Annotated in this window: 14 protein-coding genes; 4 read left to right on the top strand and 10 right to left on the bottom strand. The window is 57.8% G+C overall.

Annotated elements, in window-relative coordinates; all coding sequences use genetic code 11:
- Window positions 1–42: 42 nt before the first annotated feature.
- The 5 genes from H0921_RS02970 to H0921_RS02990 all read right to left on the bottom strand — a co-directional run bounded on the left by H0921_RS02970 (window position 43) and on the right by H0921_RS02990 (window position 8,434).
- Complete coding sequence (locus tag H0921_RS02970) at window positions 43–807, bottom strand: SDR family NAD(P)-dependent oxidoreductase (RefSeq protein WP_194536512.1); 765 nt, start codon at window positions 805–807, stop codon at window positions 43–45.
- A gap of 214 nt (window positions 808–1,021) precedes the next feature.
- Window positions 1,022–2,104: a glycosyltransferase gene (locus H0921_RS02975; RefSeq protein ID WP_194536513.1), complete on the bottom strand. Its 1,083-nt coding sequence runs from the start codon at window positions 2,102–2,104 to the stop codon at window positions 1,022–1,024.
- 102 nt (window positions 2,105–2,206) lie between these two features.
- A complete protein-coding gene (locus tag H0921_RS02980; protein ID WP_194536514.1) occupies window positions 2,207–4,732 on the bottom strand; it encodes a glycosyltransferase in 2,526 nt (841 codons plus the stop codon).
- A gap of 459 nt (window positions 4,733–5,191) precedes the next feature.
- Entirely contained in the window at window positions 5,192–6,907 is a 1,716-nt protein-coding gene (gene ggt, locus H0921_RS02985; protein WP_194536515.1) for a gamma-glutamyltransferase, read from the bottom strand.
- Between the two features lie 135 nt (window positions 6,908–7,042).
- The gene (locus tag H0921_RS02990) at window positions 7,043–8,434 is read right to left on the bottom strand and encodes a nicotinate phosphoribosyltransferase (RefSeq protein WP_228498906.1); all 1,392 of its coding nucleotides are present in this window, start codon (window positions 8,432–8,434) and stop codon (window positions 7,043–7,045) included.
- A 308-nt stretch (window positions 8,435–8,742) separates the two neighbouring features.
- Between H0921_RS02990 and H0921_RS02995 the strand changes: the two genes are divergently transcribed.
- Window positions 8,743–9,393 carry a CBS domain-containing protein gene (locus H0921_RS02995; RefSeq protein WP_194536516.1) on the top strand — a complete coding sequence of 217 codons (651 nt, stop codon included), beginning with the start codon at window positions 8,743–8,745 and terminating at the stop codon, window positions 9,391–9,393.
- A 91-nt stretch (window positions 9,394–9,484) separates the two neighbouring features.
- Window positions 9,485–11,269: an alpha-glucan family phosphorylase gene (gene glgP, locus H0921_RS03000; protein WP_194536517.1), complete on the top strand. Its 1,785-nt coding sequence runs from the start codon at window positions 9,485–9,487 to the stop codon at window positions 11,267–11,269.
- Window positions 11,270–11,307: 38 nt separating this feature from the next.
- Here glgP and H0921_RS03005 read toward each other — a convergent pair whose 3' ends face one another.
- The 5 genes from H0921_RS03005 to H0921_RS03025 all read right to left on the bottom strand — a co-directional run bounded on the left by H0921_RS03005 (window position 11,308) and on the right by H0921_RS03025 (window position 19,102).
- Window positions 11,308–11,685, bottom strand: coding sequence for a TerB family tellurite resistance protein (locus H0921_RS03005; protein WP_194536518.1), 378 nt, complete (start codon window positions 11,683–11,685; stop codon window positions 11,308–11,310).
- A gap of 318 nt (window positions 11,686–12,003) precedes the next feature.
- Window positions 12,004–13,122: a pyridoxal phosphate-dependent aminotransferase gene (locus H0921_RS03010; protein WP_194536519.1), complete on the bottom strand. Its 1,119-nt coding sequence runs from the start codon at window positions 13,120–13,122 to the stop codon at window positions 12,004–12,006.
- A 218-nt stretch (window positions 13,123–13,340) separates the two neighbouring features.
- Window positions 13,341–14,816 carry a DUF1501 domain-containing protein gene (locus H0921_RS03015; RefSeq protein ID WP_194536520.1) on the bottom strand — a complete coding sequence of 492 codons (1,476 nt, stop codon included), beginning with the start codon at window positions 14,814–14,816 and terminating at the stop codon, window positions 13,341–13,343.
- Window positions 14,817–14,893: 77 nt separating this feature from the next.
- Window positions 14,894–18,031, bottom strand: coding sequence for a DUF1553 domain-containing protein (locus H0921_RS03020; RefSeq protein WP_315851833.1), 3,138 nt, complete (start codon window positions 18,029–18,031; stop codon window positions 14,894–14,896).
- 675 nt (window positions 18,032–18,706) lie between these two features.
- The gene (locus tag H0921_RS03025; protein ID WP_194536522.1) at window positions 18,707–19,102 is read right to left on the bottom strand and encodes a hypothetical protein; all 396 of its coding nucleotides are present in this window, start codon (window positions 19,100–19,102) and stop codon (window positions 18,707–18,709) included.
- Between the two features lie 862 nt (window positions 19,103–19,964).
- On the opposite strand from H0921_RS03025, the gene H0921_RS03030 reads away from it, so the two are divergent.
- Together H0921_RS03030 and H0921_RS03035 are read left to right on the top strand one after the other, a co-directional pair.
- Window positions 19,965–21,347, top strand: coding sequence for a glycosyltransferase family protein (locus H0921_RS03030; RefSeq protein ID WP_194536523.1), 1,383 nt, complete (start codon window positions 19,965–19,967; stop codon window positions 21,345–21,347).
- Between the two features lie 154 nt (window positions 21,348–21,501).
- Complete coding sequence (locus H0921_RS03035; protein ID WP_194536524.1) at window positions 21,502–22,296, top strand: hypothetical protein; 795 nt, start codon at window positions 21,502–21,504, stop codon at window positions 22,294–22,296.
- Window positions 22,297–22,365 lie beyond the last annotated feature (69 nt).

The following is a 22,365-nucleotide window of genomic DNA, read 5'->3' on the forward strand; positions in this document are numbered from 1 at the left end:
CAAAATCGAGGCTAACACGCTAGTCCATCGCCATTGATCACCCTATCGGGCCAACCAGCCGCCATCCACGAACAGGGTCTGGCCGGTGATATAGCTGCCGGCTTCGCTGCACAAAAGTAGGACGGGTCCGACCAGTTCGCGGGGTTCCGCCCAGCGTCCCAAGGCGGTCCGTTGTGCGAATGCCTGCTTCTCCGCTTCCGAGAGCAATGACATTGGCATATCTGTCAGGAACGGACCGGGAGCGATGCAGTTGACGGTGATGTTGTATGGCCCCAGATCAATGGCGCTGGCCCGTGCCAGCCCCATTAACGCCGCCTTGGTAGCCGAGTATGCGTTGCGTTTCTCCTTGGACACCTGGCCGAGGATAGAGGAGATGTGCACAATCCGTCCCCACCGCCTCGCTTTCATCTGAGGAACCAATTCTCGGCTCAGGACCATAGCGGAGGTGAGATTGACGGCGAGCATGCGATCCCAGACGTCGTCGGTGATAGCATCGATTGGTTGGGGAATGTTCATCCCGGCATTATTGATGAGAATGTCCACATGGCCGAAGGTATCGAGGGCGAAGCGCGCCAGACGGAGCAAATCTTCCCGTTTGCCTACGTCGGCCACGTGGTAAGCTCCACGGCGGCCCGTCCCTGCCGTGATCTCTTGGATCGCCTCCCGGAGTTGGTCTTCATGCCGGCTGGCAATGATCACATCGGCACCGGCTTCAGCCAAGCCGCGAGCCATCGCCTTACCCAGCCCCTTATTCCCACCTGTCACCAAAGCCACACGGCCGGTTAAATCGAACAGTGACGTGATCATAACTGGCGTCTCCCTTGGGATGTTCCGGGCATGGCCACCCGCTGCGGACGACTGCGATCATTCTCCACGTTTGTCTGATCCAGAGGTAATTTAGCGAAAAGCCTGAAGGAAAAAGTGGGGGGAACAGACAGAAGGGCATATGCCCCTCTACAGGAAGAGATGCAGAGATTCAGGCGGAAGTGGACGTGGTCGTCGTTCCCTGTTCCCCGGCAGATCAACTGGCCAACAGGCGGTCGAACAGCTCGTCGAATTTCCGGGAGATGGCTTCAGTCGAGAAGTGAGTCGTGAACCGTTGCCAGCCGCGCCAGATTTGCTCTTCCCGTTCCAGAGGGTCATGCAAAACGACCCGCGCCAGTTCCGCTGCCAGAAGCTCCGGGTCCGCCGGGGCATATCGGACCGCGTCTCCGCCAGTGAACGGCACCGCCGCATTCGGGACCGCGATCGCCGGCACTCGTAAGGCCATCGCCTCGACCAAGGGAACACAAAATCCCTCATGTTCGCTGGTCACTAAGAGAGCATCGGAGATCAGGTAAAGGGACTTGAGCTGCGCGACCGTCAGGCTACCAGTGACAAATACATGGCCTTCCTGGCCTTGATCGTGGACGTACTGAAACACCTGGCGGACATAGTCGGGCAGCGGCCACGGCCCCGCGACAATCAAGCGGGCATGATCATCGTACCGCTGCCGGAAGATTTTCAAGGTCTCGATAGCCAAGGGTACGTTCTTATTGGGCACCAGGCGCCCGACCAGGAGGAAGGTGTTCGTCCAATCGTCGAAGCCGATCACGGCGCGCCCGTCTGGTTCCTGATGAAAAAGTTCTTCCACTTGGTGGAACGGCGGCAAGGCTGTCACCGCGAGTTGGGGATTGCACTGGCGGATGTCCTGAGCATTGAATTCGGAATCAGCCCACAGGTGGGCGCCGCAGCGCGCCAAGCGGGGCACCTGCTCCATCCCTTCCCGGCAACCGTCGGCCACCTGCCGTTTCACCTGGGAGAAAAACCGGGGAGGAGTAACATTGTGGTACTTGACTGCCTTCCGCCGGAGGGGCAAGCGCTCCATCGCCCGCACAGCCGTTTCGCAGCCAATCGAGTGATGGTAGATCAGCACATCCTCCGGAGAACAAAGAACCCGGCCGATCTCTTCCAGCCGCCGGACAGGTTCGGCAACGCCGCTGACCGTCGAGGCGAAAAAGGTGACATCCCAACCGCGCTCACGGAGATGCCGCCCCATTCCTAGCGCATCATTGCCAACAGCGTCGCCACTGGCCAAGGTCGGTAAGGCGATCCCAACACGCATTCTCGCGCACCCCTCGTTTGGTGTTATGGTGTTTGATCTGGACACGTTTTGCGGCGGTGCCGGCGGAGATTTCTCCGATCAGCTCGATGAGCAATCCCTTTTTCAACGGATGAATCCATGTTTCATCAGGACGGCCCGCAACAGTCGTCCCATCGACCTCCACGTGAAGCGTGTCGCGCGGCATGCCGCCTGCATCCCCAATTGTCGAGCCTGACTCTGATCGGCATAGACCCGCCGCATTTGCTCGATCAGCCCCTCCTCATCCGGTTCCGCCCAGTGGCCGGAATAGATGGCATTGCAAACAGGGACCAATCGGTAGGGCACGGTATAACCCACCGTCTCGTCGAAGAACATGGTCAAGCCGCTGTAAGGAGCGGAGATCAAGGGACGCCCGCAGGCCATCGCTTCGAGCAGATGCAAGCCGAAACCTTCCCCAGCGGAAGCATTCACATAAGCCGTCAGAGACTGGTACCACCGCGCCACCTGAGTCACGGGAAGTATAGCGCGAATCACATCAATGCGCGGGTCGTCATAGGTCTCCAATGATGGCGACTGCGGCGTAATCTTGACCCGCAAGCGCACATCTTGTTGGCGGGGAAAGGCCCGGCGGAACAGATCGATCACCAATTGGGCATTCTTGCGCAATCCCCCCGCGGAGAGCGCCCCTGCCGTTCCGAACGTGCACACGGAGGGAAAACTGCCTTCATCCGGATGAAACACCACGGGGTCATACCCCAGGGGAACAACTTCGATCGGCACGCGCACGCCGCAGTTGCGAAAACATTCGGCCCCCCAGTGGCTGGGCACGATCACCACCCGGCAGCGATTCATCAGTTCCACCCAACCGGGTTCCAGATAGTCGGTTTCCCACATGGTGTATAAAGCCGTGGCCTCATCCGGCTGAAAGCGTTGGAACAAAAACGGCGGCGAGATGATCAGTTGCTTCTCCCCCGGCTTCCAGCCGCCCGCCGGCAGACGCACTCCGCGCGGCATCAATTCCGCAGTCACCGCACTGACCTGATGCCAGCGTAGGGCCACTCCCGTGCTGGGCAGTCCTTTCAGCACCGCATAGGAGAGATGATCGTAACCCGATATTCCCTTGAGATCAGTAGACAAAAACAAGGGGTTCTGCGGGGCGGCTGGTTTGCGTCCCACACGGGCGTGATCCATCAAGGGCCGCTCTTCCACAGGGTAAGCCAGTATGGTTTCCAAAAACCGATGCGGAGCAGCTTTCCAGGATTCCGACCATTCCGCCACCTTCTCCACAGATAAGCCCCAGGGGGTTTGCTGGGCCAGGCGGCGTGTGGAAACGGCCCACACTGCCGAGGGATAGCGAAAGCCTGTCTCAGTTCCGTCCCCGGCGTGGGAAGCGGCACTTGTACTCTCGCCATATGATCGGAAAGAAGAATCGGCTCCGAGAGAAGCAACACCCACGTGCCGCTTGTGGGAAAGATCAAGGGAAATCGCTGACTCTCCACGGCCTCCACGTAAGGCTAGCGGTGAATCCCGGTCCGCAAAGTTTGCCGCAGGAGGTGGGGGTTCTCTAACCGCACCGGCGTTTTCTTTCTGGTCTCTTGGACCCGATAGACGCAGGGAAGATGACGCTGTGGAAGACTTCTCCTCCAGGATACCTTCAGCAACCCCCGTGTCGAGCCGGGCGCCAACCACCTCTTCGGAGGGATTCTCTCGCAGACATTTCACCCAGTGATATAGGGCGTGTTCCGCCAATTCGACACCGGGAGGAAGCACCACCGCCCAGCGGCACTCGGTCGCGGCGAGGGCTTTGCCCATCGCAAAACCCAAACCCATCCAGGGGGACACACGGATGACGTGGACGCGTGGGTCTTTCGGCAGCAGGTTTTGCACATGGGGTGTCACACCACTCGGACCCGCCGTAACCAAATACAGCTCCCAGTGGGGGTAAATCTGCCGGCGTACCGAATGCGCGGCCCATTGGGCCAACTCGAGTCGGCCAGGATGCACTGGCACGATCACCGCCACAGGAATGATGTCCTTCCAGGAGTCGCATTCGCGAGCGATGCGTTCCGCTTCATCACGTGTCAGCGTATGCCGGCGCCACCAAGCGGCATCTACCTCGTCCGCATGGCCGCTCCCCGTGCGGATCTGCCGTCCATCGATCAGCCCTTTGAGAACCTTCGCTCCAAACTCGCGCCATTGACCTCGTACCAGCATCTTCGCGCCACGCCATAACACCGGACCCGTGCAGCGGTAAGCCCGGATCAACCGCATCTTCTCTCTTAATGCCAGGGCCGTGACACGCAGCGGAGACAAGCTCATCACAGTGAAGGACTCTATGGCAAAAGTTCCCTCCACGTTGTGGAATTCTAGGCGGATTCCCTCCGCAGGACGCGAAAGTTTCACCACGAATTCTTCTGAGAAATTCCGATTCCAACTGAACGTTTCGCGCACCGGCAGCCTTTCGCCCCCCTCTGCTTTTCCGAAAACCAGTTCACAGCGCTTCTGAACCGTGAATCGCTGGAAGGAACGAATGGCTAAGCGGACCTGATACCACCCCGGCTCCAAACGTTCCGAGACGACAAAGCGCACCGGTGTGGTCCGGGCTTCCCAATGGCCTGGTTGCTCGCCGGGTACCAGCCCCTCAGACATAGGAACCAAATCCTGAACAGTCCAGGGACGCCGCTGAGGTGCTCCTCTGCCAACCCTGCCCTCCGTTCGCCAAAAAATGGCCACGTCCGTCGTCTCCTGTCGGTCCATTGCTGCTTCGCCTGAAAAATCGGCCTACCCAAGGTGATGGAACCGACAGCAAAAGTCAAGCTCAATCTCATCACCCCCCGTAAAGGGGTGCAACTAGATTCTCTGGGGGTGGTGGCTGAACCCGCGAGGTGTTTCCCCAGACTAGCAGAGCTGCCCGGCAGAGAACCCCCAGAGGATTTGGTTGCACTCCCAGCGAAGGAGCAGAGCATCCGAAACCGGCTCTCTCCCTCCACTGCGAGCAAATCAATAGCCGGGTCAAACCCAAGAGAATGTCTTCATCTTCTGCAGGGCGGACTCCAATGCCGCGGAATCTAGGTGGGGCCTTCCCGAAATGCCTTGGAGGCTCTCGGATCAGTATCCCACTGCCATACCATCTTTGCGGGCTTCGCTTCCTCCGTAGAGCACATTGCTCTGGGGATGGATCCAGATTCCTTGATAGCCGCCGCCATTGACGCGCACACGTTCGACGCGGTGGCCGCGACGTTCCAGTTCTCGCAGCACTTCATCAGGTATACCTGGCTCGGCTCGCACAATGCCCCCACGAGGGTCCCCAGGCAGGCCTGTGGGTGTCGGATGGCCGACATGCTCAATCCGGGGCGCTTCGCCGGCTGCCTGGACATTCATCCCAAAATCCAGCAAGTTGACCAACACCTGGACTTGGCCTTGCGGCTGCATATCCCCGCCCATGACCCCGAAGACGAACACAGGCTTGCCCTTCTGTGTGACCATGGCCGGGATGATTGTATGGAAGGGACGCTTGCCGGGTTCCAGCCGGTTGGGGTGTTTTTCCTCCAAGGCAAACAAGCAGCCGCGATTCTGGATGCCGAATCCCGTACCCGGTGCGGCCAAGCCGGAACCGAAGCCGCTGTAATTGCTCTGAATCAAAGACACGCAGTTGCGATCCTTATCCACCACGCAAAGATAGACGGTTTCCGCACCTCCTAAGCGCGGGTCACCAGGGGGCACATCCGTGCGGGCTTTTTGCATGTCAATTCCCTTGACTCGCTCCGCCGCATACTTCCGGGAGATCAACTCCTGCACCGGGACCTGGGAGAATTGCGGATCCGCGTAGTAGCGGGCACGATCAGCAAAGGCCAGTTTCTTAGCCTCGACAAATAGATGCCAGTAATCCGCCGAGGTAGGACCTAGGCGAGCCAGGTCGAAGTGTTCGAGGAGGTTGAGCATTTGCAGGACAGCGATTCCTTGTCCGGGAGGGGGAATCTGCCAGACTTCGTAGCCCCGGTAAGTTGTCGCGACCGGTTCGACCCACTCCGACTGATGCCGCTCGAAATCCTCTGCGGTCCACAGGCCACCCACTTGTTGGGCAAATTCGACCAGCCTTCGGGCGATGTCCCCTTTGTAAAAGGCATCTCGGCCTTGCTCCGCAATCAGGCGGTAGGATCGAGCCAACTCGGGATTGCGGAACAGATCGCCGGCACGGGGTGCCCGCCGCCCGCCCTGACCATCGTCAATCAAGAAGGTCGCCCGCATGCCCGGATCACGCATCCGTTCGACCGAACGCCAGTAGGTGGCGATCACTTCCGGCACCGGCGCCCCTTTTTCCGCATAGGTGATACTCGGCTCCAGCAGTTCCCGCCAGGACCAGCTTCCAAAACGCCGGCGCAACTGATCCCAGCCATCGACGCATCCCGGAATCGACCAGGAGAGCGGACCCGAGCTCGGAATTTGCTTGTATCCTCTCTCCAGGAAATACGCCCGCGTCGCTCGCAAAGGCGACCGGCCGCTAGCATTGAGACCGTACAACTTCTGGGTCCGCGCATCCCAAACCAGGGCATACAGATCGCCCCCAATGCCGCAATTGGTCGGTTCCAGAACTCCCAGGGCGGCACTAGTCGCAATCGCCGCATCCACCGCATTCCCGCCACGCTGAAGCACGTTCAAACCGATCTGGGCGGCCAAAGGATGACTCGTGGCCACCATCCCTTGTTGGGCCAGTGTCACCGAACGGCCGGCTTGACCCGCTCGGATCACTGGCCGCTCCGCCCAAGAGACCCCCGTACATAACCCGGCCATGATCGCCAACCCCGCCATCGCCCGAGCAGACATAACCCACCTCTTCAAAGGTACCGTTTGTTTCATGTTCCGCCTCCCATCGTACCACAGTCCTAACCCCCTGCCAGTTCTGAGGACGCTTTCCTAAGCACCGGCTGCCCTGCATTCGCTGCCTGCCCTGCCTCTCGCTCAGCCAGCCGGCGTGTGATCCGGAGGATGAAGTTCCGCCCGGAGTTGCTCCGTCAATTGTTTCGTGAGCTGGTGTAGTCGGACACTGAGCTGGACATCGTAGGGCACGGGATTGTGCAAATCCTTGCAAGGTTCGGGAAGACTTGCCCATTGCTGGCGGAAGTACTGCCGGGAGGCATCCAAGGAAACTGGGGGATGTACCCGCCGCCCTTCGCGGATCACCTCGTGCAAAAGCGGCTGACCTCCCAAAGGGGGCGGTTCTTCAGCCAAAGCAATTTGATCGTAAAGCATCTGTCCTGTGGGATCGTAGAAGCGATACACCTGTTTCGATCCCGGTAAAGTTTGTTTGTGCTCGCTCAGTTTGAGCGTGGCGCGTCCGGCATAGCTCACCAGCTTGTATGCGCAGTCCCCATAAGGAGCATCTTGCGAGACCCCATATTTGGTTCCGACACCAAACGCATCGATGGGCGCACGCTGGGCTACCAACTGCTCGATGGTGTATTCATCAATCCCGCCGCTTGCGAAAATTTGGAGATGGGGAAAGCCTGCGGCGTCCGCCAATTGGCGCGCGATGCGGGACAGGGATGCGAGATCACCGCTATCAAGCCGGATGCCTCGGAGCTGATGGCCCTGCTGTTGCAATTCCCCAGCGATCCGCAAGGCATGCTTGATGCCCGCCACGGTGTCATAAGTATCGACCAGTAGAGTTGTGCTATCAGGAAAGGTCCGTGCGTAAGCCCGGAAGGCATCGAGTTCGTGGGGAAAGGCCGTCACGAAAGAGTGCGCCATTGTGCCGTAAAGAGGAATGCCGTACCGCAGGCCGGCGTGGACGTTACTGGTTCCCTCGAAGCCCACCAGCCAGCCGCTATAGGCTGCCATATCCGCCGCTTCCAGACCGTGGCACCGGCGCGCCCCGAAGTCCACCACCTGGCGCTGCGGACCCGCAGCCCAACGGACCCGTGCCGCTTTGCTCGCCAACAACGTGTAAACATGCAGGCGATTCACCACCAGCGTTTCCACAAGCTGAGCTTGCAGTATGGGAGCGGTCACTTCCAGCAGCGGCTCATTCGCAAATACCACGGTCCCTTCTGCCACCGCACGCACCGAACCGGTAAAACGCACACCGGCTAGATAACTCAGGAAATCCTCGTGGAAGCGCCTCAGTTGCCGTAGGGCGGCGATGTCTTCTTCTGTGAAATGGAAACCATCCAACTCGGCCAAAAGAGGTTCGATCCCCGCAGCAACCAAGTAACCCCTGTGCGGCGGCAGACTCCGGAAGAAGAAACTGAACGTCGCTGTCTCCGCCATCCCCTCCTGCCAGTACGCCTGAGCCATCGTCAACTCATAAAGGTCGGTGAAGGTCGCCAGCGAGGGATGCATTCGAGGGGCCATGGTCCGCACCACAGGATTGATTGTTCCATGCCAAAGCTGCACAGCGCTGGAGCACCTCTGGCACAATCTCGCACAGCTTAGCGATTCATCGAGCGGAGTAGACTCAGCGATTGCTGACTACCATACACGATAACCGAGACGCTACCAGAGTGATACTACCGAATCTTTTCCCAAAAGATTGGATGCCTGAGACGTGCAGTTAGCCGCGGGGCACGACAAGGTACCCAAATTGCAGAGGTCATCCGCCAGGACGAGTCCAATAGCCTAGGGGATGACAGCCGGCGTCCGTCTGTTCGGGAGAAGACACCATGGCCGAGGTCCTCCGCCACTTGTTACACCTCACCGCGGGAGACTTGATGAACCGCGAAGTCAAGACCCTATCCGCCGACATGACTCTGAAGGAAGCGGCGCATGAGCTGTCCCGGCTGGGTTTACGCGGCATGCCGGTGGTGGAATCGAATCGGCGCGTGGTCGGCATGCTCTCGGTAGCGGACCTGGCCCGTTGGGTGGCCTGGCGCAATCAGCAAGCCGGAGGCAAACCGCAGGCCTGTGCCTTCCAACAAGTCGAACGGCATCCGGGCGGCAAGGAAGAAATCCGATGCCTCTTGCCCTCAGGCTCGTGCCCCTTCCAGCGACTGCATGTGCGCCCCGACGGCCAGCCAGTGTTGCTCTGCGGCGATCCTCATGGAATCCCGACAGACTGGCAAATCGTCGAAACCGAAAGCCGCCCCCTCCTGGTGCGGGACGTGATGACCACCCTGGTGCGGTCAGTATCACCGGACACGACTGTGCCGCAGTTAGCTCGCCAGATGCTCGAAGAGGGCGTCCATCGCTTGCTAGTTACGGATGACTCAGGCTCACTCCTGGGAATCGTAAGTGCCGATGACCTGCTCCAGGTCCTGGCCCATATCGATGATGAACGCTTCGGCGAGCGGCAAGGGGGAACATGTGAAGAGTGAACTCGCATGCCCCAGTCAATAAGACATATACGAAGGCGTAGCCGATCCTTCTGACCGAGAAAGTCTGGGATGCGGAGGACCGGGTGCGGGCATGCAGACTTTTCCAGCGACGATCGCCTACTTTTCGATGGAAATTGGCCTGGACCCTGCGATTCCCACTTACAGCGGAGGGCTGGGTATTCTGGCAGGGGACACCTTGCGCGCTGCCGCCGACCTGGGAATTCCTATGGTCGGAGTCAGCCTGGTGCATCGACTCGGTTACTTCCGGCAACGTCTGGATGCTCAAGGCCAGCAGTACGAAGAACCGGCTACCTGGAACCCGGAACAACACTTGGAAGCCCTGCCCCCCAGCATCCGAGTACCCTTGGAGGAACGACAAGTAAGTGTGCGGGTCTGGCGGTATTGGGTCCAGGGGATCAGCGGCTGGAAAATCCCGGTCTATTTGCTGGATACGAACCTGGAAGAAAACAACGCTTGGGATCGGCACTTGACGGATCAACTCTATGGCGGCGATGCGTACTACCGCTTGTGTCAAGAAGTGATCCTCGGAGTGGGGGGAGCCTTGATTCTCCAGGCGTTGGGACACGATACGATTGTGACTTACCACATGAACGAAGGGCACTCTGCCTTCCTGGTTCTGGGATTGTTGCGCCAGTTGTGCCAGGGAGAGCTGCCCTCGCAATGGACCGCCGAATTGCACGAGCAGGTGCGGCAACGCTGCGTCTTCACCACCCATACACCTGTCCCTGCGGGTCACGACAAGTTCGCGGCGGACCTGGTGCGCCGCGTGCTGGGAGAACCGGCGGCTTCCTTGGTGCTCCATCTCGATGGTCAGCCGGACAACATCCTCAACATGACCGGACTGGCTTTGAGCTGCTCGCGATACGTAAACGGAGTCGCTCTGCGGCATGGCGAGGTTTCCCGCGACATGTTTCCCGGTTACCCCATCAATTCCATCACCAACGGCGTCCATGCGGTCACCTGGACCAGCGAGCCATTCCAGGAACTCTACGACCACCATTTTCCGGAATGGCGGCGGGATAACCTGTATCTGCGCTATGCCATCAATTTACCGCCTGCGGAAATCCTGGCGGCCCACTCCCGCAGCAAACAGCAACTCCTTCAAGAAGTGGAACGGCGCACGGGACAGAGGCTGGATCCGGCTGTCCTGACCCTCGGCTTCGCCCGGCGTGCCACGGCATACAAGCGAGCCGATCTGCTCTTCAGCGATTTGGACCGCCTCCGGCGGATCGTCCGGCATGTGGGACCTTTGCAAGTGCTGTTTGCGGGCAAGGCTCACCCTCAGGATGAGGGAGGCAAAGCCATCATTCGCAAGGTGTTTGCCGCCGCCCAAGCCCTTCGGCCGGATGTGACCGTCCTTTATCTCGAAGATTACGACATGACCTTAGCCCGCCTTCTGTGTGCGGGAAGCGACGTTTGGCTGAATACGCCGCTCAAACCTCAGGAAGCCTCCGGCACGAGCGGGATGAAAGCCGCCCTCAACGGAGTGCCGAGTCTCAGCGTTCTGGACGGCTGGTGGGTCGAAGGGTGTATCGAAGGGGTGACCGGCTGGGCCATCGGCGAGGACGGTCAGCGGCCCAGCGATCCCGCGCGCGAGGCTGCTTCGCTCTACGACAAGCTCGAATATGTCATCGCTCCGCTTTTCTACAAACGGCCGATGGCCTTTGCGGAAGTCCAACGCTCCGCGATCGCCCTCAACGGTTCGTACTACAACGCCCAGCGGATGATGATGCAATACTTGGCTAACGCTTACGCCTCATGCGGGGCCATCAGCAATGTTATCTGCCCAGTGGTCCCGCTGCGCCAGGACTCACCCAATTGTCCCCCGGCGGACTCCAGCACCCCCACCGGATAGATAGTTACGGCTTCTGAATGCTCGGCCGCCGCAAGGTCTCATTTAACGCATTCGTTGTAAAGTTTGTCAAATTCTGGCGAGGTCTTCTTGGCCGACCGCTTCAACTCTTTAAGCAACTCGATCTCATCCGCATCGACCTTTTTATCCGCGAATATCGTTTTCCGCAGCCAAGCTGCCTCGGTGTCCGTAATTACACCGTCCGCGAGCATGTGGTTCTTCACCGCCTCGATGAACAGCTTCATGAACTCCTTGACCGTGGATTTGGCAGATTTGCGTAGGTCTGCCAGAAACTCCAACTCCGATTTGTCGATACGGGCGTCCGCGAACAATGACCGCCGCAGAATTTCCACTTCGCGAGTGTCGATTTTTCCATCGGCCAGGAGTGCCTCCTTGGCAAGTTTCTTCCAATCGGCCATAGCAAGATTACCTCCAAAAGTAAAAAAGAGGGACGAGCTAAACATTCGCTCCAAGCGGGGCGAAGTAGCCGGCCAACTCATACCCCATTATCTAACCTTACCCCATGAATCCACGCATGCAAGCAGAAAGCGCAGAAATTGCTCTCTGTTTCACCAAGGAGGATACCGAACGACGCTGGGGAAGAACGGTAGGAAAATGCGGATCAGCAGGTGGGAAGATACTTATGTTATCAAGTGGCCTGGCAGCTAGGTTGGCACCGTGGGTTCGTTCCCGATCCCCGCAATAGCTCCCTTTAGCTTCTCCTAATCCCCTTCTCCTTATCTTCCTCGATCGGCTAAACGGCGTAACACCTCAATTCCTCGCAGGAGGACCTCATCCGGTGCGGCGTAGGATAGCCGAAAGTGGGTGTCGCGGCGGCTGAAGACTTTGCCGGGAATCAGGAGGAGTTTCTGGCGGATCGCCTCAGTGACAAACGCCGTCGCATCGCCTCCTGGAACTTTGGGGAACAGATAAAACGCTCCGTGGGGAACTACCAACTCGTAACAATCGCGCAAACCTTCGACCATGAGATCCCGCTTTCGCCGATAGGCCTCGCGTATTGCAGACATATCTGTGTCCAAGGCTGTCAGGCCCGCCCATTGGACCATGCTAGGGGCACACACATAGGTAAACTGCTGGAGTTTCGCCATTTCTTGGATCAATCGCGCGGGGCCGTGAGCCCAACCCAAGCGCCAGCCAGTCATCCCGTAAGTTTTCCCGAAGCCTTCGATCACGAGGACATTGTCGCCGTATTGAGCTGGGCTGACCGCTTTTCCTTCGTAGAAGAAGTCGCGATAGATTTCGTCACTAATGACGATCACTCCCCGTCGCTGTGTTACTTCGACCAGTCCACGGGCTGCTTCGGCATCGAGGGCTACACCCGTCGGATTGGCCGGAGTGCTGAGCACCACGGCCTTTGTGCGCGCGGTGATGGCGGCGGCGACCTTCTCAGGGTCCAAGCGGAAATCGGGATAAGTATCCACGAGAACCAACCGCCCCCCTGTGAGGGCGACATGGTTGGGATATGCGACAAAGTAGGGATCCGTGGTGATAACCTCATCCCCTGGATCCACCAATGCTAACATGGCGAGGAACAACCCGCCGCTGGTTCCGCTCGTGACTAGGACCTCACGCTGCTGGCCGGGAAATCGGCGCCGCACCTGGGCGAGCAATCGGTCTCGCAACTCCGGAATGCCTTGAGTCAAAGTGTAGCCGTTGCGGCCTGCGGCGATGGCATCTTGAGCAGCTGTTTTGATGGGTTCGGGCACATCGAAATCTGGCTGGCCGATGCTGAGATCGATGGGGTCGGCTAGCGATTTCGCTAGTTCAAAAATGGACCGGATTCCCGAAGCCTCGACGCGCCGGCTGCGCTCCGCTAGCAATCGCTCGTAATCCATAAATCCACTCCCCATGCTCCATGCTCGCGGAGTTTAGCATAGGGATTGCCTCTTCACTTGCCTCAAATCTACTCGTCTTTCGGGGAGGAATGGAAAGCGGAGCTTTTGGGCCTTGGGGAGACAGGAGGCGAGACACGCCTGCAAGTCTTGGAATCAGGAAACACCCCCCGTGGGTTCCGCAAACGAGGGGCCTGAAAACAGTCGGACCTACATGGCGTTCAGGCGATGATCGCCTTGATGACATTCGCCTTGGCATCGACTCCGGTCAAGCGTTGATCCAAACCCTGGTAACGGTAGGTGAGTCGCTCGTGGTCGATACCGAGTAGGTAAAGGACCGTGGCATGGAAGTCCCGAATATGGACGGGGTCTTTGACGATGTTGTAACTGAAATCGTCCGTCTCACCGTAGATTGTTCCGCCTTTGACACCGCCGCCTGCCATCCACATGGTGAAGCAGCGGGGATGATGATCCCGGCCATAGTTCGTCTTGGACAAGCCGCCTTGGCTATATATGGTTCGGCCGAATTCACCGCCCCAAATCACCAGAGTGGAATCGAGTAATCCCTTACGTTTAAGGTCCTGAATCAGCGCCCAACAGGGTTGGTCGACATCGCGGCACTGGTCGGGCATTCGTCCGGCCACATTGCTGTGATGATCCCAGTTGTTGTGGTAAATCTGGACGAAGCGGACGCCCCGCTCGACGAGGCGACGCGCCATCAAGGCGGTGTAGGCAAAGGTTCCCGGCTTATGGACATCCGGCCCATACATTTCCAGGACTTTCTGCGGCTCTCTGGATAGATCAGTCAACTCCGGCACGCTTGTTTGCATGCGATAAGCCATCTCGTACTGGGCAATACGGGTGTTGGTTTCGGGATCGCCCAGCCGTTCATAGGTGAACTCGTTGAGCCGCTTGATCCCATCGAGGGTTTTCCGGCGAACCTGGGACGAGACACCGGGAGGATCATTGATAAACAGGATCGGGTCGCCACTACTGCGGAAGGAGACAGCGGCATGCTCGCCCGGGAGGTAACCGGACTGCCACAAGCGAGCCGAGATGGCTTGTACCTGCTCCTGATTGCTGGGCGTGGCCACCATAACCACAAAGGTGGGCAAGTCCCGGTTGAGGCTTCCCAAGCCGTAGCTGGTCCAAGCCCCCAAACAGGGCCGGCCGGTGACTTGGTTCCCTGTCTGAATGTAGGTGATAGCCGGTTCGTGATTGATGGCTTCGGTGTGCATCGAGCGGATGAACACCATGTCATCCACCATACGGGCGGTGTAGGGCAGCAATTCACAGACCCACATGCCGCACTGGCCATGCTGCCGGAACTTGAACTTGCTCGGGGCGATCGGAAAACGAGCTTGGCCGCTGGTCATGGTGGTCAGTCGTTGCCCCATGCGGACGCTGTCGGGCAGGTCCTTGTCGAAATAGTCCAGCATCTTCGGCTTGTAGTCGTACAGGTCCATTTGTGAGGGGCCGCCGACCATATGCAGATAGATGACATGGCGGGCCTTGGCCGGGTGATGGGTCTGTTTGAGAGCGGCTCCGAAACCGGTCGGGCTGCCATTGCCCGCGGCGCGCCCCTCCTCTTGCAGTAAAGTCGCCAAGGCGGCGGTACCCAAAGTGAAACTGGCCGATTGGAAGAAATACCGCCGCGTCATCGCCAAGGCATAAGGATGTTCAAACAGGTGGCTCATGGATACCCCTCACATGTTCAAGGCCGGGTGTTTCCCCGCAATCTTCTTACACGGACTGATCCTTGGATTATCCCCATTCATTTGTTAAGCACTTCATCGAGGTTGAGCAATTGGTTAGCAATCAAAGTCCAGGCAGCTAGTTCAGCGGCTTCAAGCCGGGGATCAGACTTATATTCTCCATAAGTGATCAGCTTTTTGGCCTCCTGCGGATTCTGGGTGTAGTAGGACCGCAAGTCCTGGAGGCTCTCCCGGAGCACCTGCACTTCGCGGGCTTCGAGCGGACGGCAGAGGACACGCCGAGCGATGAAGTCGAGGCGTGCCTCGTCCGCCGGATTGTACAGGAGCGCTTTTTCCGCTAGGACACGGGCGGCTTCGACAAACTGGACATCGTTGAGAGTGACCAGGGCCTGCAACGGGGTGTTAGTGCGTTCCCGACGCACGCAACAGGTTTCCCGGTTCGGAGCGTTCAGGATTTCCATAGAAGCAGGAGGAGCAGCTCGCTTCCAGAAGGTGTACATACTCCGACGGTAGAGATTCTCGCCGCTGTCGCGCTTGTAGTTGCGGGTGTTGGAACCGATCATGGCCACGGCTTCCCAAACGCCATCGGGCTGATACGGCTTGACACTGGGTCCGCCGATCTTGCGCACGAGTAGTCCGCTGGCGGCCAGGGCATAGTCCCGGATCATTTCCGCATCCATCCGGAAGCGCGGACCACGGGAAAGCAGGCGATTGTCCCGGTCTTTCTCCACTTTCTCCGGAGTCAGGACAGCGGCTTGGCGGTAGGTAGCGCTCGTTACGATGAGGCGGAAGAGCTTCTTGACATCCCAGCCGCTTTCTCGAAACTCAACGGCCAGCCAATCGAGCAATTCCGGGTGGCTGGGCAACTCGCCGGAGACTCCGAAGTCGCCGGTGGTTTTCACCAGACCTGTACCAAACACCTCTTGCCAGAAGCGATTCACGGTGACGCGGGCCATCAGCGGATGCTCCGGTCGGCAAAGCCATCGGGCCAAACCCAAACGATTGCGAGGTAAATCAGGGGGCATTGGCGGCAGCACGCGGGGAACATCGGCCTTCACCGGGTCTCGCCGTTTGTCGTACTCGCCGCGGAAGAGGATGTAGGCCATCGGTTCGCTATTCGGACGTTCTTGCATAATGTGGGCGACGGTTCCCCGTGCGCGGATGGCGGCCTCTTCCTGTTGCAAACGGGCCAATTGCTCCTGCATCTGCCGGGAAGGAGCATCGAAGGTCTGGAGCCACCAAGTGAACGCCTCCTGCATTTCCTGGGTGGTCCGTTGGGGTAGCGGTTTGCCCAGCACATCCGCGATGACTCCAGTGCGGGACAGTTGCATCACCTCCGCCGCATGTAGCGGGCGCGTGTAGATGCGGACATCTTCCAAACTGACATTGTCTAAGCGGCTCTGCCCTCCATGCCGTCCGTTGAGTGTGAGGGGCACGGGGGTACGGATCTCGCCTTGCACGACTTTTGTCGGGGTTACGACGCTTACCGGAACCACCGCGCCGTTGACGGAGATGGTCACGCCTTCTGCCCGGCCCGTGCCGTCATAGGTAATCGTCAGGTGATTCCATTTGTTGTACGGCAGCGGATTGTTAGCCACGATCTTGATAGCATCATCTGGCCAGTTGTGAATAATGTGGATGCCCGGCCGTTCCCCTTCCAGCCAAACGTCCCAACCTCGATGCTGTTGGGAGGGATCCATCCGCGCCAGCACTGCCCCCGTGACATTTCGGCGGGACACCTTGATCCATAGAGAAACGGTGAACGGTTGCGTGCGGCCAAAGTCGCCAACATCTGGGATACTGGCCACACTGCCGCTTGCGCGAAAGGTCAACGCTTTGCCTCCGCGGGAACCAGCGCCCCACACGTAGCCGTCTCCCAAAGTTAGATGCCGGACCTGTCCACTGACGGCAAACGCCGCCTTAGTTCCCGCTCCTTCATTGAGCGGGGCATGCCAGTGCAGCCCTTCCAAAGGATTGCGGTTGAGCACTCCTTCCGGCGTCGCTGTTTGCCACCACTTATCAAATTCCGGCTTCACCGCAGCCCGGCGCTGCTCCATCTGTTGCTTGACTGCCGCGATTTCCCTCTGAAGTTGGAAGTAACGCGGGCGATCCTCACGCCGGGGGACAGGTACCACCGGCGGCGTGTCCGGAATGTTGCCGTCCATCGCCCCCTGCGTGGTGTTGTTGAAAAACGCGGAGAGGGAGTAAAAATCCCGCATCGTGAATGGATCGTACTTGTGATCGTGACAAACGGCGCAGTTGAGCGTCATTCCCATCCAAACCGTTGCAAAGGTTTCGGTGCGGTCCCGCGCGTAAAGCACGATATACTCTTCGGGAATCACTCCCCCTTCGTTGGTAGTAATGTTATTGCGTTGAAAGCCGGTCGCTATCAGTTGATCCAGCGTCGGATTGGGCAACAGGTCTCCCGCGAGTTGTTCGATGGTAAACTGGTCGAAAGGCATGTTGGCGTTGAAGGCATCAATAACCCAATCCCGGTAGGCCCAGATTTCCCGGTAGTTGTCGAAGTGGATGCCATGGGTATCAGCGTATCGGGCATAGTCCAGCCAATAGCGGGCGCGGTGTTCGCCCCAATGGGGCGAAGCGAGCAGTTTATCTACGTATTTCTCGTAGTAGTTCGGGTCGCGGTCCTGCACAAAAGCCTCGACCTCGGCAGGATCAGGCGGCAGGCCGGTCAAGTCTAAGGCTAATCGGCGTGCGAGTGTCCGCCGGTCGGCTTCCGGCGCGGGTTTGAGACCGCGTTTTTCCAGCTCCGCCAAAATGAAGTAATCGATCGGATTTTTCGGCCAACTCTTATCCTGGACAGCCGGGAGCGGCGGGCGTTGCGGCGGAATCAAGGACCAATGCGGTTGATACTCCGCCCCCTCAGCTATCCACCGCTTCAACAGCGCCTTCTGTTCTTCCGTGAGCTTCTTCTTGGAATTGGCCGGTGGCATCAAGCCTTCGCCATCCGAGGCGTAGATGCGATGGATCAACTCACTTTGATCTGGCTTGCCGGGAACGATCGCTCCCCCCGCGATGGCATCCTCCCGCCGGTCAAGACGCAAATCCGCCTTGCGTGCCGCACTATCCGGACCGTGACAAGCAAAGCAATTCTCGGCCAAAATGGGACGAATATCCCGGTTGTATTGCAATCGGCCTGGTGTGAAAGCATTGAGTCCCTGCGCGGGTGCAGCCACTGCTGGCCCCGAGGCCGGCGGACCCAAAGATGCAGGAGATGGCGCCGCGGCGGTTCGGGCTGAAGCTCCGGCTTGAACCCAGGTGCTCGCCACAAAGGGAACCACAGCCGAGGCAGCAGATGCCTCAGTGGGAGATCGTCCGCTAGCTTCACTTGCGACTAGCAGGAAGCATCCTAACACCCCTGCTCCCGCAATACCTCCCACTCCTATCAACAACCTGGATAGACGCCGGTTCATCGCTGGAATACCTCGCTGTGTGGGTTCAACATCGCGGGTAGTCGCACACCCAAACTTTACGACCTTACACACACCCTACATACCACACCCGAAACGACAGTTGTGGCTTACGAAGCTACCGGAATTCCCCATTCTCCTAATTGGCAGCGTGGGATTCCTCCAGGTGGAGATTTTCGGCGGGAATCCATCAGTGAGGCGGGAAAAATTACTCTCAATCACTACGTATTCTATGGCGCAACTTGGACCCCGCAATGGGAAAATTACTCAAAAAGATGCAAGGAACCTGCGACGGAGACCTTCCTAAGCGATCGACGCTGCTGTTTTGCACTTTGGACTGCCCGATGTCCCACTCCCACATTCACAGCCATGGCACCAAAAGAGCACCAATCTGTTGATGCCTCGAACTTCTCGCAGTTGATACCCCGGAGCGGTAGCGGACTACTCGTTCTTTTTCTTCCGGCGACGGGTCGTGTTGCTACTCTGACCCCGACGACTTCGGCTTCGCTGGGAAGATGAGGGGGAATTAGACGAAGCTTCCGCCGACTTCTCGGAATCGAATTTCGCATCTGAGGTTGATTTTGACGAATCGTCCTCGGATGAAGAGGTCATGGAGCTTCCCGCCCTTCGAGCTTGAATGCGTTTGCTAATTTCATCGGCTATATACTTACCTAGCAGATTCCCAAGCTCTACATCTTCCGTTCGCACTACCAAATCAATCAAAACATTGAGAGGGAAAGTAATAATTTTTTCTTCCAATAACCTTTGCCCTATTTGTGATCCACTAGTCAATGCGAATTTCAAAATATATGCTGTCTCGTAAATCTCCTCACGCATTGTTTGTCCTCCAAAAGCACAAAAGCCCTTACATTCCCATTGGGATTGCGTTTCTTACACCATCAAATTCTCTGACCCCTTACAGTACTATTTGCGGTTACTGGATCAGGTTCATTACCGCAAACTCGGCGTATGTTATTGACAAAATTAGACGTTTTCTCGCTCTGTCGTCATAAAACCCAACTTAGAACAAATAATTTTCCGCTGTGAGACTTCGCCTAAGCACGGGGATACCCACACGGTGATTGTACCTACCCCCGTCAGGCAAATGCAAGCATGGATCTGACTCGCAAACCATCATAGGCCTCTCGAAGCCTGAAATGTGCGGCGGGAGGCAGGGCCATGTCAGACTCTATGGGCGTTTCCAGTCGCTTGGCGGTCGCTCTCCAATGGAACGTTCCGGCCAGCGGGGTCTCCAAATACTAGCAACTCGCCGCTGGGTGCAACCAAATTCTCTGGGGGTTCCCTGCCGGGCAGCTTCGCTAGTGTGGGGAAACACCTCGCGGGTTCAGCCCCCACCCCCAGAGAATCTAGGTACACCCCTCGCCGCTGGAATTGACAGTTTCCCCTTGCAGCCGAGTAACCGTTGCTGGTAATGTGCCAAGCTCGCGAGAGGTTGTTTGATCCACTGAGGAGAATGCTTTATCCACTTATATTGCTGGGATCGGAGCCAAGGGTGATGCACAATATCGATCAGGGCAAGTCAAATTTGTTGACATGGCGGAACTCCAAGAGTCCGCGACTATGGTATGCAATGATACTGCAACAACCTATATTCTGGATTATTGTATCTTTATGTATAGGTGCAATACTGCGCACTCTAATGTATCTATCGGATCGATGTTTATGGATTGATGAGTGTATGCTCGCACTGAACATTGCCACGCGTTCTTGGTCCGGCCTACTAGAACCCTTGGAGTGGAATCAGGGGGCACCTCTAGGGTACTTGCTTCTCGTGAAAGGCATCACGCAATGGGCAGGGATATCGGAAGGATCGCTGCGGAGCGTGTCCTTTCTCTGTTCGTTAGCAAGCCTGGCCGGTTTTGCGGTGTTGTCCTGGCGATTGTTACCCCCATGGGCGGCAGTGGGAGCGATCGCCTTGTACTCCATTAGTCCTGGCCTGGTGAGCTATGCAGGAGAATGCAAGCAATATGCATGTGACACCGTCGTGACAGTAGGATTACTGCTACTGGCGGAGCGACTCCAACGCCACGGGTCTTGGCACGCCATGCTGGGTATGGCCTTGGGAGGGATGGCGGCCCTATGGTTCTCACACCCGGCGGCATTCGTATTGGCCGGCATCGGCGTTTCATTTTTGATTCAGACAGTGCATCAGAAACAAGTCCGCCGGTTTTTATCTCTCGCACTTATGGGCCTGAGCTGGATGATGAGCTTCAGCGTGTTGTACTTCCTCCATCTTCGCTATCTCGCCCACAACGATTATCTGCAACGATACTGGCAGGAACATTTTTTGCCTCTAACAGGATTGGGAACTGTCAACTGGTTATGGGATCATGGACTAGGTTGGTGTGCGGTCACTGTGGGAAGCAGCGGTGCGCTTGTAGGTGGGGGTTTGGCGATTTGGGGTGCCATCGTGCTGGGGCGAACGCGACGGGAATGGACGATTCTGGTTGTGGGAGTCGTGGGAGCGGCCCTTGTGGCAGCCGCTGGCCATCGATATCCTTTAGCAGGGCGAATGGTCCTATTTCTGACCCCGCTCCTCATTCTCCTGATGGCGGCAGGAGGATGGAGTATCTGGAGGATGTGCACTCCGCAGGCGAGCCTCATCGCCGCCTTTTTGCTTGTAACAGTACTGCTCTCAGCAGCAAGCCAGAGTTTTCGCGAGTGCCGCCGTCCGAGCCGCTCCGAGGAGATACGTCCCCTGCTGGAAGTTGTACGCCAGCAATGGCGCAACGGGGACAAGGTTTTGGTCCTGCGGTCGGCGTTGCCCGCCTTTCTCTTCTACACCCATGAGACACCGTTTCCACCCGGTGTCGTCTGGGCTAATTCTGAACGCTTCATCGGTGGTCAGGCATGGGAACAATGGCAGAGACTGCGTACCAGCGCTCGTCTTTGGGTCCTTGCAAGTCATTACCGCTCGGAAGAAGAAGCGGTGATCCGCACCTTGGCCGAAGGCACAGCTCACCTCGTCGGCGAGTGGCACGAATCGGGTGCTTGGCTCCGCTGTTACGTTCCCGGCTGCCCCGTCCAGGAATCGCCGGCGCTCGGGAAAGATGCTCAGTAACAACAGCAGGGACGGTTCAGCGGATCATGCAGACGGTATCAGGGATGCCTGTCATCGCCAAGTGGTTTTGCTATAGCATTCCGCTTGCAGCATTTTGCCTTCACGACTAAGGTCAATATAGGGGCGAGTCCCCCCTTGATCTGGAGCGAGCCTCATGAAGCGAAAGTCTCGAAGCCGGCGGGAGTTCTTGCAGGATGCGGTGTGTAGCGGTCTGGCCCTGTGGGGCCTGGCGAGCACGAAATCCACCTGCACGGCTCAGATCCTGGATGAAAGAAAGATCAATCGTAATGAAAGAAGGATCGATCCCATTGAACTCCCTTTGGACAAGCCGGGCGTTTGGACATTGCATTTCCGGTATAAGCCGATCCGCATTGCGAATCTGGAAATCTTCGAAGCCGGCGGACGATTGACCCAAGCGACTGTTTGGTACCTCTGGTACCAAGTGTACAACATGAGTGGGGAACCGCAGGTTTTCTTTCCAGAGTTTGAGCTGGTTACCAAAGACTTGAACACTTCCCATCTCGATGAAATCCATCCCTATTTGGTTGCCCAAATCGATCGGATCGAGAACCCCACGCGGGAACCCCGGCTCAGGGTCCATTCGAGCATCGAAATCTCAAAACGTCCGATCCCGCCGAGCAAGCCGGATGCGATTCCGATCACAGTAACTGGAGTTGCCGTTTGGACGAACATGCAACGACGGGCACCGGGAACCAACCGCTTCAGTGTGTATATCTCCGGTTTGTCGAATGGCCTTGCTGTAGAAGAGTCGCCAACGGGGGAGCGGATCATCAAACGGAAGACCCTGCAAATCAACTTTGTCAGGCCCACCGATGACCAACGCCAACGCACCGGCGACATCATACCCGATGAAATGACTGGTCCGGCAGAACAATGGATTTACCGCTCAGCCAGTGTAATCCGCAAGGAAAAGAAGAAGGCGGATTGACAGCCAACCGATGTTTTTAAGGTTTGGTTTTATCTAAGCCCCCTGGACCTTGGCACGGCAATTTTCCAT

The sequence above is a fragment of the Thermogemmata fonticola genome (assembly GCF_013694095.1).
GTDB classification, from domain to species: domain Bacteria; phylum Planctomycetota; class Planctomycetia; order Gemmatales; family Gemmataceae; genus Thermogemmata; species Thermogemmata fonticola.